We start from the raw sequence: 12,620 nt of genomic DNA, 5'->3' as shown, positions 1-12,620 counted from the left end.
TAACAGGCTTATCTTGCCCAAGAGTTCACATCGACGGCAAGGTTTGGCACCTCGATGTCGGCTCGTCGCATCCTGGGGCTGGAGCAGGTCCCAAGGGTTGGGCTGTTCGCCCATTAAAGCGGCACGCGAGCTGGGTTCAGACCGTCGTGAGACAGGTCGGTCTCTATCCGTCGTGGGCGTCCGGAGATTTGAGGGGGGCTCTCTCTAGTACGAGAGGACCGAGAGGGACAGACCTCTGGTGTGCCAGTTGTCCCGCCCGGGGCATCGCTGGGTAGCTACGTCTGGTCAGGATAAGCGCTGAAAGCATCTAAGCGCGAAGCCTACCCCAAGATGAGATCTCCCATCCTTCCCCTTCGGGGGAAAGGAGTAAGACCGCAGATAGACTATCTGTTTGATAGGCGGCAAGTGTAAGGGCAGTAATGTTCTTAGCCAAGCCGTACTAATGGTCGAGGGCTTGGCCTGCTTCAGAGTTAATATTAGATTACAGATAAGAAAAGAGGGGTTAAAATGCCCCTCTTTTTATTTTCCTCCCCGTGAAAATCCCTCTCTGTCCCCCTTTACGAAAGGGAGACGCTTAGTTCCCCCTTTACCAAAGGGGGATTAAGGGGGATTTTTAGTGGTGACCTATCCCCCTGACCCCCTTCCCTTGGGAATTGATGAAGGGAAGGGGGGAAATGCTATAATGTCTCTGATGAATACCTCTGATATTATTAGCTCTATCCTCGCTGGCCTTACTTTTCTTGGAATCATAGTGGCTTTATTTTTGGGAGTATGGTCAATACTCCAGACGAGGAATATACAGAAGACACAATATAGACAAAATATTATAGATAATATATTAAATTGGATATTTTCTTTTGCAGAATGTGAGTCCAGATATAATATCTCAAACTTATCAGAGGAAAAGCAAGTTTCTAAAGACGCAGTAAGTGCCAAGTTATATTATTCTATAATTGCAGGTAATAGAGCAAATGATTTTCTGAGTCTAAGAAATAGAGGAATAATCCTAGCTAGACATTTCAAAGATAAAGAAGTTCTTTTACCTAAAACAATAAGCAAATTGAACAGCGAACTACAAATCCTAGCTGACATAAATGACAAGTACCGCATTTCTTTCCTGGAATTACCTACTTTTCCTGCTGATTTCCCCAAAGTTACCGCTTTATTAAAAAGCTATAGAGACGAAGTTGACGAAGTACACAAGGAGACGCGGAATTCCACGGATACAATTATTAAAGAAGCAATCAAGCTGAAAGAAATAAAATCGTTCTTATAATGGCTTATCCGATGTCCTGCTATTAAGGGGCGTTTAAGAGGGGGCGAAAGCCCCTCCTTTTAATACACTCCCCCTCTCCTCTCAGGAGAGGGGGACACAGGGGGTGAGGTATCTCTATTAAAGGCTTGAATTCTAGTATCGTTTAATGATAAAGTTTATGCGGAGCAGAAAACGCTTTTGGTGGACATTAAAGCAGTAGGCAGCTATCTCACGGAGGTATTCTGGAGATAGCTTTCTTATTGTCATATTACTTAACTCCACACCTGATTACACCTGTCTAGAGCTGAAATTCAGAGAGGTATAGTGGTAAATGTACAAAATACTGAAACGAGAAGACCTCACGCCCAACATCCATCTCTACAAATTTGAAGCCCCAGAAGTGGCCGTAAAGGCCAGGCCCGGCCAGTTTGTCGTTATCCGTATCGATGAAAAAGGAGAACGCATTCCGCTGACGGTGGCTGACTGGGATGAGAAGGAAGGCAGCGTGACCGTGGTCTGCATGGAGGTGGGGACAACGACCAACCGGCTGGCCACGCTGGGCACCGGCGATGCCATTGCCGATTTCGTCGGGCCGCTGGGTAAGCCGACTGAAATTGAGAAATTCGGCACCGTCTGCTGTGTGGCGGGCGGCTTCGCTGTGGCGGTGATTATGCCCATCGCCCGGGCCCTGAGACAGGCAGGCAACAATGTGGTCTCCATACTGGGTGCGCGCAACAAGGACCTGCTCTTCTGGGAAGACGAATTGCGCAACGTCAGCGATGAGCTTATCGTTACCACCGATGACGGCTCGTATGGGCGCAAGGGTCTGGTCACCGAACCGCTGAAAGAGATTCTGGAAGGTGATAATAAAGCAGACCGGGTCATTGCCATCGGCCCGAGCATCATGATGAAGTTCTGTTCCCTCACCACCAAGCCCTTCGGAGTGAATACCATCGTCAGCCTGAACCCGATTATGGTTGACGGCACCGGTATGTGCGGTTGCTGTCGGGTATCGGTGGGTGGGGTTACCCGCTTTGCCTGCGTGGACGGCCCTGATTTTGACGGCCATCAGGTGGACTGGGACCTGCTTCTGGCGAGGCAGAAGACCTATCTCGACGAAGAAAAGCACTCTTTCGAGCGATGGCAGAGTCAGTGTGACGGGAAATGCAAGTCGGAGCCCGGAGGTAAGGAGTAAGCATGGCGAAGCTTAACCTGAACCGCATGGAAATGCCCCGGCAGAAGCCGGAGATAAGGGCGAAGAACTACAACGAGGTGGCGCTGGGCTATAGTCGGGAGCAGGCTCTGGAGGAAGCCGGGCGCTGCATCCAGTGCCCCAAATACCCCTGCAAAGCAGGCTGCCCGGTGCAGGTGGATATCCCCGAATTCATCCTCGCCATCCGCGATGACAACATGGAAGAGGCCGTCAGGATAATGAAGAGCAAGAACGCCCTGCCCGGAATCTGCGGGCGGGTCTGCCCCCAGGAGACGCAGTGCGAGGAGGTCTGCACGCTGGCCAAAAAAGGCGGGCAGGTCGCCATCGGGCGTCTGGAACGCTATGTGGCCGACTGGGAGCGGGAGCACATGGGGGTTCTGCCGGTGAATCCCGCCCCGTCGAGTGGCCGGAAGGTGGCGGTGGTCGGTTCCGGGCCTGCGGGACTCACGGCGGCAGCTGACCTGGTCAAGTTGGGTCATGCGGTGACCATCTTTGAAGCCCTGCACGTGGCCGGCGGTGTGTTGATGTACGGCATCCCCGAATTCAGGTTGCCGAAAGGCATTGTGCAGGGTGAGGTGAACTACGTCGCTTCACTGGGCGTGGAGATAAAGCTGGATTCGGTCGTCGGCAGGCTGGTGACCATTGACGAATTGCTTAAAGATAGCTATGAAGCCGTTTTTCTGGGGACGGGTGCCGGTCTGCCCATGTTCCTCGGCTGCCCCGGCGAGAACCTGAATGGCATCTATTCGGCCAACGAATTTCTCACCCGGGTCAATCTGATGAAGGCGTACCAGTTCCCTGAATATGATACGCCGGTAAGGATAGGCCGGCAGGCGGCTGTGATTGGCGGCGGCAATGTAGCTATGGACTCGGCGCGCTGTGCCCTTCGACTCGGCGCCGAGAAAGTGTACATTATTTACCGTCGCTCTGAAGCGGAGATGCCCGCCCGGCGCGAGGAAGTGGAGAATGCCAAGGAGGAGGGCATCATCTTCAAGCTGCTGACCAACCCCAAGCAGTTCATCGGTGACGAGCAGAACAACGTCTGCCAGATGGAGTGCCACGAGATGGAGCTCGGTGAGCCCGACGAGAGCGGTCGGAGACGACCCGTCGTCAAGGAGGGCAGCGAGTTCAAGATAGATGTTGATGTGGCTATCATTGCGCTGGGCACCACTCCCAATCCTCTCATTGCCCAGACGACGCCCGGCCTGGAGACCGGCAATCGGGGCACTGTGGTGGCCGATGAGGAAATGGGACGGACAAAGAAGGACAAAGTTTGGGCGGGTGGCGACATTGTCACCGGCGCGGCCACGGTCATCAGCGCCATGGGGGCGGGGAAAAGGGCGGCGGCGGATATCGATAAGTATTTAAAGGGATAAATAAGTTTATTCTAATTAAGGAGTGGAAGAGGGGCATTCCGCCCCTCTTTTTTTTTTACCCCATATGCTGCCCGCCGAGCACATTTATTCTTGTTCCGGTGACAAATGATGAGAGGTCGGAGGCAAAATAGAGCACGGCATTGGCGATGTCCTCGGGCTTGCCCAGTACCTCCGTTTCCACGCCGCCGCGGCGGAACGGTATTGTCTTGCCGAGGGCTTCAAGCTGCGACGGACCAAAGGCGGCGCCCTCTGTCATTATCGGTCCGGGGTTGACCACGTTAATGGTGATGCCGTATTTTCCCAGCCACCTGGCCGCCAGCATGCTCATGCCCATCAGGCCGGCTTTGGAGGCCGAGTACGCGGGGGTGGAGAAATAGCCGCCGGCTACTCCGGCCAGCGAGCCGATGTTGATAATCCTCCCCGAATGCTGCTCAATCATCGGTTTGATGACCGCCCGCATGCAGTAGAACACGCCGCTGAGGTCGGTGGCAATCTCCTCCGCCCAGCTCTCGTCGGTCATGTCGAGGAACGGGTTCGCCTTGGAAGGGTCGGCAAGGCCGGTCAGCTGGGGTAAAACGCCGGCGTTGTTCACCAGGATATCTATTTTCCCCCACGTATCAAGCACCTTTTGCACCGAGTTATTTACCTGAGCGCTGTCCGAGACATCGGTTCTTATGGCCAGGACTTCTCCGCCCTCCGCTCTTATGCCCTTGGCTGCCTGCTCCAGCGGTTCAGGAGTTCGCCCCCATATTGATACCCTGGCCCCTTCTTTGACCAGGGTCATCGCAATCGCCTTGCCAAGGCCTCTGCTGCCACCGGTGACAATGGCCACCTTATCTTTTACTAACATGCTGCCCCCTTTCGTCATTCGATATTACGTTGAGCTACCAGAAGTTGATTGATGTTCATTTACCGTAACCGGACTGATTGTAGCAAATTACAAAATTTTAGTATATAGAGCTAACCAAATTATTCCATTCACGTTATACATAGTGAAAGATAACAGGGCAGGAGGCGAAAAATGAAGATGGACAGGTCGCTGAGCGTGTTGTTAATGGTTCTGTTTGGTATCTCGGGCACACTTATTCTGATATTCACCTGGCTGCAGCCCATGCCGGGAATGGAAAGAATCCTGAGCACGGTTCTCGGTGCCATCGGGCTCGGTGTGGCTTTAAGTCGGGTCCCACTGCTCAGATTCCCAAAAGCAGAGGCGGAAGCGGGAAAGCTCCCGGTCGAAGTTAAGGCCAGGGACTGAAGGCTGGTATATCCGGCCGCCCGCTTTATATATAGAGGGAAGCGATGTATCGTTTCCCTTTTTTTTACACCCCAATTCTAGTAGAATAGGCTTACCATGGGCGAGTGTGCCACGCCAATCCGGCAACAGTACCTCAGGATAAAGCGACGATACCCCAACGCCATCGTCCTCTTCCGCCTCGGCGACTTCTACGAGACCTTTGATGAGGATGCCAGAATCGCGTCACGCGAGCTGGAAATCGTCCTGACCTCCCGGGAGATGGGCAAGGGGAATAAGGTGCCGCTGGCGGGCATTCCCTATCATGCACTGGACAACTATCTGGCCAGGCTGATAAATCGCGGCTACAAGGTGGCTATCTGTGAGCAGGTTACCAAGCCGGGCGAGACGAAAGGTCTGGTGCAGCGGGAGGTAGTCCGGCTGGTCACGCCGGGCACAGTGGTGGAGCCGGGCCTTCTCGACAGCCGGAAGAACAATTACCTTGTCAGTCTGACGATGGGGGAGGATAGGGCAGGGCTTGCCTACGTGGATATCACCACCAGCGAATTCGCGGTCGCCGAGCTGCCGTTATCGCGGTTGTCTACGGAACTGGAAAGGCTCCGGCCTGCGGAGATAATAGCCGCTCAGAATACAGACCTGTCGACTCTGGCATTGACCATGCCGGTAACCCGGCTCGACGATTACTGGTATGAGAACGAGGTGGCAAGCCAGATACTACTCGACCACTTCGGCGTGAAGACCCTCGAGGGATTTGGCTGTGCAAATCTATCGCTGGCGGTAAGTGCCGCCGGTGCTGCCGTCCATTATATTCAGGAAACGCAGAAAAGCGGCCTCGGGCAGATTACCGGCCTGTCAACCTATTCCGCAGAATCGTACATGGCGCTGGACGTGCAGACGCAGAGAAACCTGGAGATATTTCAGGCAAGCCGTACCGGCGCCGTCACTGGCTCACTGCTGTCAGTCATCGACCTGACTCGGACGGCAGGAGGCGGTCGGCTGCTCAAACGCTGGCTGGGACAACCATTACTTGACATAAAAGAACTAAACCAGAGGCAGGACGCCATCGACTGGTTCAGCGACCATACTCTGGCGCGCACCCGGACCATATCATTGCTCGGTGATGTGTCCGACCTTGAGAGGTTGACCAATCGGATACGGGGCGCCGTTGCCATTCCCCGCGAGCTGGTCACCCTGCGCCGCAGCCTTGAGACGATACCTGAAATAAAAGGGATACTGGCGGAAGAAGGGGAAAAACATATTGACTGGCTGAAAGACGGGCTCAAACCCTGTCAGGAAGCGGTCGATTTAATTGCCCGGGCGCTGGTGGATGAGCCATCCTCGACGATGGGCGAGGGGGAGGTAATCAGGCAGGGATTTTCCGAGGAACTGGATAAACTGCGCGAGACTTCTCGAAACGCCAAACAGTACCTGGCCAGCATTGAACGTAGGGAAAGGGAACGAACGGGGATAAAATCGTTGAAAATCGGCTTCAACAATGTGTTCGGCTACTATATTGAGGTGTCCAAGCCCAATCTGAGCCAGGTGCCCGACGACTTCATCCGCAAGCAGACGCTGGTCGGCGGAGAGAGGTTTTTCACCGCCGAACTGAAGGAGTATGAGTCTTTGATTTTAAACGCCAAAGACCGCATCATCGACCTTGAGACGTCGCTTTTTCAGCAGGTATGCCGGCAGGTGGCGGCGGAGGGCGAGCGCATTATAGAGATAGCCGTTGCCCTCGCTCATCTCGATGTATTCTCCAACCTGGCCGAAGTCGCCGTGCGCTGCCATTATGTCCGCCCCACCCTGAACGAGGGAAACGAGATTAATATCGGGCAGGGCCGACACCCCGTGGTGGAGCGGACGCTGGTTGACGCCCACTTCGTGCCCAACGACACGTATCTATCGAATGATGACGCCCAGCTTATCGTACTCACCGGCCCGAACATGTCGGGCAAGTCAACCTACCTGAGGCAGGTGGCGCTGATTGTGCTGCTGGCGCAGATGGGCAGCTTTGTGCCCGCGGAGCAGGCCACTATAGGAATCGTCGACCGCATCTTCACCCGCATCGGCGCCGGGGAAGACATCGCCGCCGGACAGTCCACCTTCATGGTGGAGATGATCGAGACGGCGAACATCCTGCACAACGCCACCCCTCGCTCCCTTATCATCCTGGACGAAATCGGGCGGGGTACCAGCACCTACGACGGCCTTTCCATTGCCCGTGCGGTGGCCGAGTATATCCACAACAGCCCCAGACTGGGGGCCAAGACGCTCTTTGCCACCCACTACCACGAGATGGTGGAGCTGGCAGGATACTTACCGAGAGTGCAGAACTTCAACGTGGCGGTGCGGGAGGAGGGTGGGGAGGTCATATTTTTATATAAGATTGCCCCTGGCGGCGTCGACCGCAGCTACGGCATCCACGTTGCCCAGCTGGCCGGCCTGCCCCGCTCCGTTGTCCACCGCGCCCGCGAGGTTCTGGAAGATTTAGAGGGCGACAGCCGCACGGCAAAGCCATTATCGAGGAAACGCCGCAAGGAGACGGCGCAGCAGATATCTTTCCTCACACCCAGGTCCCCCCTCCTTGAGGAACTGGAAAAACTGGACCTGGACGTCATGACCCCCCTGGAAGCCCTGAACAAGCTGTATGAGATGAAGAAGAGGGTGGGGGAGGAGTAGAGAGTGGGGGAGGAGTAGATTGGACCTTGATTGACAAAGTTGAACCTTGGTGTCAGAATTTTTACTATCTCAATAACGCCGGATAAGATCTTGGAGGTATTGAGAAGTAAGGGAAGTAAATAATGATCTCGGCGATAATCCTGGCGGCGGGCAGATCAGAGCGCATGAGCAGACTGAAGCAGCTCATGCGCTGGCGGCAAAGCACGGTATTGGAACAGACCGTTGACAACTTCTTAGACTCCAAGGCAAACGAAGTTATCGTGGTTGTGGGATACCGAGCTGAAGAAGTAGGAAAGGTCTTGGCCGCTAAACCGGTCAGGTGGGTGATAAACCCTGATTATGAGCAAGGGATGAGTGCCTCCATAATAGCTGGGCTAAGCCTGGTTGGTGACCAAACCCAAGCGGTTATGCTTGCCTTAGGTGATCAACCGCTTATAAACAGCCAGACTATCAGCAGGCTGATAGATGAATTCTCTGGCTGTGATAAAGGCATCGTCATCCCAACATACCGAGGTAGGAGAGGACACCCGGTTATCTTTGCTATGACATATAAGGAACAACTACTACAACTAAAGGGTGATATAGGAGGGCGGCAAATAATTGCACAGCACCCTGAGGACATCTTTGAGGTGGCCGTTGATTGTGAAAGTGTCTGCATTGACATCGACACCGTGGAAAGCTACTACTCAATAAAGTTAGATAATGAATGCTTGGGAGGTAAACTACATGAAGGAAGACACTGAAAACAGGCGAATAAAGTCAATACATGTAATCATCGCGATTCTGGTATTCGGCTCCGTTTGGGGGTTTTTTGAGGCTACCTTGGGCGGATTTTTAAATATGATTATATTTCCGAATAAAGGCGCTATCATGAGTGGTATCGGGGTGGCTATTATGGGCACGGCGCTGGCCATTTACAGAAAGCCAATTATGCTACCAGGCATAGGAATCGTGGCGGCTTCATTTAAGCTGCTCAATGTCTGGTTTCTCTTTGTACCCATCAGTGCTATCTACATAATAAATCCGGCTATGGCAATTATTCTTGAGTCGCTTGTCGTGAGTCTTGTAGCCGCCTTCATGATGAACAGAATTGCTAAGAACGCTTTTGCAGGTATCGGAACCGGGTTCCTGGCTGGCCTCGGGAGTGCCACCGTCTATGTATACTTTGCTGTATATGTAATGAATGCTCCTCTCTTTGAACGCACGGGTGTTAGTAGTGTTGGGGGCTTTATCGCAAATCAGGGTGTAGTGCAGGCCGCTTTCTTCAGCATATTCCTACCTCTGGGCTATCTGGTAGGCGAAAAGCTGGCGGCTAAAACCCTCTCTGTCTCAATAAGCAGACCCCTCTACTACGCTACATCGGCAGCCATCATATGTCTTTGCTGGGGAGTCAGTGCTATAGTCATCATGGCTGGGCTCTAAATGGAACATGGTCATTGTCGTTACTGGCACCATAGGTGTTGGTAAAACCACGGTTTGCCGCAGGCTTGTTGAAGTACTGCAAAGCCGAGGATATACGTGCGGCGGTATTTTAACCTACAAGACGGCGGACGGAAGCATCATCGTGGAAGATATCCAATCCGGGCAAAGGGAAACGCTGGGCAGCATCAATAATGTGTATGATGGCCCACGCACTGCCAGGTATTTCTTCAATCCAGAGGGTATCGACTTTGGAATTCAGGCAATAGATAAGGGAACTTGTGCGGCAATCCTTGTGGTTGATGAAATCGGCCATTTGGAACTCAGAGGAGAAGGTTTCGTCAAGGTCATCGAGCTAATCAGAACCGGAAAAGTCAGAAACTGCGTTCTGGTTATCCGCAAGGAGCTCCTTTCCGCGTTTTTGAGTCAGCTAAACATTGAGCCATTTATCTTTCACACTACTTTGTCTCGGCGTAACCGGTTACCTCAAGAGATAGAGGCATTAATGACTGAAAAACTGGTGGATAACAAAGAGACCCTCCAGCTGAAAGAATCACCTTAAGGAAGCTGCTTCTCGACAGCAAGCCTAAACCAGACCGTACAACAATTGGGCAGGGTTCAGCCGCTATGCTATTTCTCGCCTTCCTTCAAATGATAGAATACCTTTTCAGAGGTGGCGGGGGTCTTCTTAATTCTCACACCTACGGCATCGTAGATAGCATTCAGTACCGCCGGCGTTGTAGGCACAATAGTAGGTTCACCAATCCCCTTAGCCCCGAACGGACCTTTACCAGAGTGGGACTCCATCACTATTGATTTAATATCCGGGATATCTTTTGACGTAGGCACCAGATATGTCCTCAGACTATCGGTCTCCGGTATGCCCTGCCTTTCAATGAATTCCTCCATCAGGGCAAATCCCACCCCCTGTGTCATCCCACCTTCTATCTGACCCTCTACTCTCTTTGGGTTGATAGCCGTACCCACATCAAAAGCACTGGCCGCCTTGATTACATTTACCCTGCCAGTCAACGTATTCACCTCAACTTCAACTGCCTGTGACCCAAAGGTAAAATCAGAAAATATCTGACCCTCCAATATGTCCGAGGTAACTGGTTTTGTCGCCGGAGCTCTGAAGGTCCTCAGAGCTTCTAGACGATTACCCTCACCCTTGGCAGCTTTGACCACCTGTGATAGAGGTATCCTTGTCTTTGGGTCGCTGAAGGCAAATATCTCATCATCCCAAATATCCAGGTCTTCAGAATCCACCTTAAGCAACTCTGATGCCTTTTGAAGCAGGTCATGTCGGATAGCCTCTGCCGCCATTTTCACAGCGTTTCCAGACATAAATAAAGCTCTGCTGGCCGTCACTGTACCGGCCAGCGGGGTAACCTGTGAATCTGCCGATATTACATGTATTTTCTCCAGAGGAACACCGAGCAGTTCAGAGGTTATCTGTCGTAATGACTCCCTCTGTCCACCACCAAGGTCAGGGATTCCGCATCGCACGACGGCACTTCCGTCCATTTCCATCCCAACCCAGGCAGACGAAGCATCGTGCATTCGGCACTGCCTACCGTAGGGGTACCAGCAACTGGCGAAACCTCTTCCTACTTTTATATGCTGTGCATTGGGCTCAGTTCGGTCTCCAAGGGCTTTCAGGACAGCCTCCTGCGTCTGTGTCAACATGACTTCGGACTCAATGCGATACCCGGTCCCGGTTTCATCACCTTTCTTCAGGTAATTCCTGACCCTCAATTCTGCCGCATCCATCTTCAGTTCCTTTGCCAGTATATCCATCTGTGATTCGTAGGCGATTGCCACCTGCATTGTTCCAAATGACCGGCAGGCACTGGTATAAATGTTGTTTGTCAATACGGGATAGGCGTCAACCTTGATGTTCGGAATATAATACGGCCCTGTGGAGAGGACGGCGCAGTAAAGGAGAACCCAATGGCTAAGATATACGTAGGCTCCGCTATCCCCGATTATCCTTGCCTCCATGGCCACCAATTTACCATCTTTGGTAGCGCCGTGTTTATAGTACATCTTGCATGGAACCCGCTTATGCCTCCCGTACATCATCTCTTCCCGCTCGTAAGTCAACTTCACCGGTCGGCCGGTCTTCCAGGCAAGCAAAGCAATATAAGGTTCGACTGTCAGGTCTTCCTTGCCCCCAAATCCTCCTCCCATCAGAGTGCCTCTAATCCGCGCTTTGCTTTCGGGTATCCTTAAAATATGAGCTATCTCCACGTATTGCTCGATAACTTGAGTGGCGACCCTCAGATTTACCACACCATCATCATCTATCCAGGCTACCCCGGATTCGGGTTCAATATGAGCATGTTCCTGGAACTGCGAAGTGTATGTATTCTCAACGATAATATCAGCCTCGCTAAAACCCTTACCGACATCTCCCTTTCTCAGCCCCCAATGGGTTATGATATTTGATCCATTGTGCACTCTGGGGGCATCCTCTTGCATCGCTTCCTCGGTATCAAATACGCCAGGGAGGTCCTCATATTCGACCTTTATCAGTTTCAAGGCTGCTGCGGCAATATCAGGGTCTTCAGCTGCGACCAGGGCAATAGGCTCGCCATAGAACCTCACCCTGTCTTCAGCAAGGACATAGCGATGAACCGTTTGCGCTTGACCCATCTCGGTCATCTGACCTACAGCACCGGTAACGGCACGGTTATTCGGAACATCTTCCGCGGTGATTACAGCGGCCACGCCAGGAAGATTTTTAGCAGCGGTAGTATCCAGAGATTTTATCCTTGCTGAGGCTTTCACACTCCTGAAGACCTTACCATGGAGCATTCCCTCCATGACAAAGTCATCTGCATAAATGACACTCCCGGAGACCTTGGCTTTATCATCAATGCCGTCCAGCCTCTTTCCTATCGAATGAAATGTCCGCCCTTCCTTATGTTTGTATTCCATTTTTATAAACTTTCCTTATAGGTCTCTTGAAACATACTCGATAGCATCAACAATCTTTTGATAGCCAGTACACCGGCATAAATTACCAGACAAAGCGTCCCGTATGTCATCCCGGGTTGGCCTGGGGTTCTCATGCAGCAACCATTTGGCAGTCATTATCATGTCCGGTGTGCAAAAACCACACTGCGCAGCACCATGGCTGACAAAGGCCTCCTTTAGGGCTTCCAGGAGTGGGTCGTCTTTCTTTTTGATGGTGACTACCTCCCTGCCATCTGCCTGCAAGGCCAGAACGAGACAGGATGTAATAGCATCACCGTCAAGGAGCACGGTACAAGCACCACATTCTCCCGCACCGCATCCTTTCTTTACCTCAGTGAAGCCGTTATCTCTTAAGAACCGCAGCAGTGTCATACCTGGTTTGACCAGCCCGGTGACCCATTCGCCATTGACCTTTACTTTTATCTCTCTAATTTCGCTCATCTC

At 52.4% G+C, this 12,620-nt stretch carries 11 protein-coding genes and 1 rRNA gene; 9 read left to right on the top strand and 3 right to left on the bottom strand.

Annotation, left to right across the window (positions count from 1 at the left end):
* From KKD83_03930 to gltA, 4 genes are all read left to right on the top strand, one after another.
* Nucleotides 1–462, top strand: a 23S ribosomal RNA gene (locus KKD83_03930); the annotation flags it as partial.
* Between the two features lie 154 nt (nt 463–616).
* Nucleotides 617–1,276 carry a hypothetical protein gene (locus KKD83_03925; protein MBU2535302.1) on the top strand — a complete coding sequence of 220 codons (660 nt, stop codon included), beginning with the start codon at nt 617–619 and terminating at the stop codon, nt 1,274–1,276.
* Between the two features lie 310 nt (nt 1,277–1,586).
* Complete coding sequence (locus KKD83_03920) at nt 1,587–2,450, top strand: sulfide/dihydroorotate dehydrogenase-like FAD/NAD-binding protein (GenBank protein MBU2535301.1); 864 nt, start codon at nt 1,587–1,589, stop codon at nt 2,448–2,450.
* A 2-nt stretch (nt 2,451–2,452) separates the two neighbouring features.
* Nucleotides 2,453–3,844, top strand: a complete 1,392-nt coding sequence (gltA, locus tag KKD83_03915) for an NADPH-dependent glutamate synthase (protein ID MBU2535300.1) — start codon at nt 2,453–2,455, stop codon at nt 3,842–3,844.
* Between the two features lie 55 nt (nt 3,845–3,899).
* Here gltA and KKD83_03910 read toward each other — a convergent pair whose 3' ends face one another.
* Nucleotides 3,900–4,694 carry a 3-oxoacyl-ACP reductase FabG gene (locus KKD83_03910; protein ID MBU2535299.1) on the bottom strand — a complete coding sequence of 265 codons (795 nt, stop codon included), beginning with the start codon at nt 4,692–4,694 and terminating at the stop codon, nt 3,900–3,902.
* Nucleotides 4,695–4,865: 171 nt separating this feature from the next.
* Here KKD83_03910 and KKD83_03905 point away from each other — a divergent pair, with 171 nt between their 5' ends.
* From KKD83_03905 to KKD83_03885, 5 genes are all read left to right on the top strand, one after another.
* Nucleotides 4,866–5,099 carry a hypothetical protein gene (locus KKD83_03905; protein ID MBU2535298.1) on the top strand — a complete coding sequence of 78 codons (234 nt, stop codon included), beginning with the start codon at nt 4,866–4,868 and terminating at the stop codon, nt 5,097–5,099.
* Nucleotides 5,100–5,195: 96 nt separating this feature from the next.
* Complete coding sequence (gene mutS, locus KKD83_03900; GenBank protein ID MBU2535297.1) at nt 5,196–7,775, top strand: DNA mismatch repair protein MutS; 2,580 nt, start codon at nt 5,196–5,198, stop codon at nt 7,773–7,775.
* A 122-nt stretch (nt 7,776–7,897) separates the two neighbouring features.
* Nucleotides 7,898–8,518 (top strand): molybdenum cofactor cytidylyltransferase, encoded by a 621-nt coding sequence (gene mocA / locus KKD83_03895; protein ID MBU2535296.1) that lies wholly within the window; start codon nt 7,898–7,900, stop codon nt 8,516–8,518.
* Complete coding sequence (locus tag KKD83_03890; protein MBU2535295.1) at nt 8,502–9,197, top strand: hypothetical protein; 696 nt, start codon at nt 8,502–8,504, stop codon at nt 9,195–9,197. Before mocA ends, KKD83_03890 begins: the two co-directional genes overlap by 17 nt.
* A 7-nt stretch (nt 9,198–9,204) precedes the next feature.
* Nucleotides 9,205–9,756 carry a nucleoside-triphosphatase gene (locus KKD83_03885; GenBank protein MBU2535294.1) on the top strand — a complete coding sequence of 184 codons (552 nt, stop codon included), beginning with the start codon at nt 9,205–9,207 and terminating at the stop codon, nt 9,754–9,756.
* Between the two features lie 68 nt (nt 9,757–9,824).
* Here KKD83_03885 and KKD83_03880 read toward each other — a convergent pair whose 3' ends face one another.
* Both KKD83_03880 and KKD83_03875 read right to left on the bottom strand, forming a co-directional pair.
* On the bottom strand, nt 9,825–12,137 hold the full coding sequence (locus tag KKD83_03880) for a xanthine dehydrogenase family protein molybdopterin-binding subunit (GenBank protein ID MBU2535293.1): 2,313 nt from the start codon (nt 12,135–12,137) through the stop codon (nt 9,825–9,827).
* Between the two features lie 15 nt (nt 12,138–12,152).
* Complete coding sequence (locus tag KKD83_03875) at nt 12,153–12,617, bottom strand: (2Fe-2S)-binding protein (GenBank protein ID MBU2535292.1); 465 nt, start codon at nt 12,615–12,617, stop codon at nt 12,153–12,155.
* Nucleotides 12,618–12,620 lie beyond the last annotated feature (3 nt).

This window comes from Chloroflexota bacterium (genome assembly GCA_018829775.1).
Taxonomy (GTDB): domain Bacteria; phylum Chloroflexota; class Dehalococcoidia; order Dehalococcoidales; family RBG-16-60-22; genus E44-bin89.
Note: the sequence above shows the minus strand (reverse complement) of the source record. Positions and strands in the feature narration are given on the sequence as shown.

What these genes read in the sequence shown, in the direction of transcription:
- KKD83_03920 (MBU2535301.1), top strand. Translation starts at nt 1,587, where the DNA reads ATGTACAAAATACTGAAACGAGAAGACCTCACGCCCAACATCCATCTC.
- gltA (MBU2535300.1), top strand. Translation starts at nt 2,453, where the DNA reads ATGGCGAAGCTTAACCTGAACCGCATGGAAATGCCCCGGCAGAAGCCG.
- KKD83_03910 (MBU2535299.1), bottom strand. Translation starts at nt 4,694, where the DNA reads ATGTTAGTAAAAGATAAGGTGGCCATTGTCACCGGTGGCAGCAGAGGC.
- KKD83_03905 (MBU2535298.1), top strand. Translation starts at nt 4,866, where the DNA reads ATGAAGATGGACAGGTCGCTGAGCGTGTTGTTAATGGTTCTGTTTGGT.
- mutS (MBU2535297.1), top strand. Translation starts at nt 5,196, where the DNA reads ATGGGCGAGTGTGCCACGCCAATCCGGCAACAGTACCTCAGGATAAAG.
- mocA (MBU2535296.1), top strand. Translation starts at nt 7,898, where the DNA reads ATGATCTCGGCGATAATCCTGGCGGCGGGCAGATCAGAGCGCATGAGC.
- KKD83_03890 (MBU2535295.1), top strand. Translation starts at nt 8,502, where the DNA reads ATGAAGGAAGACACTGAAAACAGGCGAATAAAGTCAATACATGTAATC.
- KKD83_03885 (MBU2535294.1), top strand. Translation starts at nt 9,205, where the DNA reads ATGGTCATTGTCGTTACTGGCACCATAGGTGTTGGTAAAACCACGGTT.
- KKD83_03880 (MBU2535293.1), bottom strand. Translation starts at nt 12,137, where the DNA reads ATGGAATACAAACATAAGGAAGGGCGGACATTTCATTCGATAGGAAAG.
- KKD83_03875 (MBU2535292.1), bottom strand. Translation starts at nt 12,617, where the DNA reads ATGAGCGAAATTAGAGAGATAAAAGTAAAGGTCAATGGCGAATGGGTC.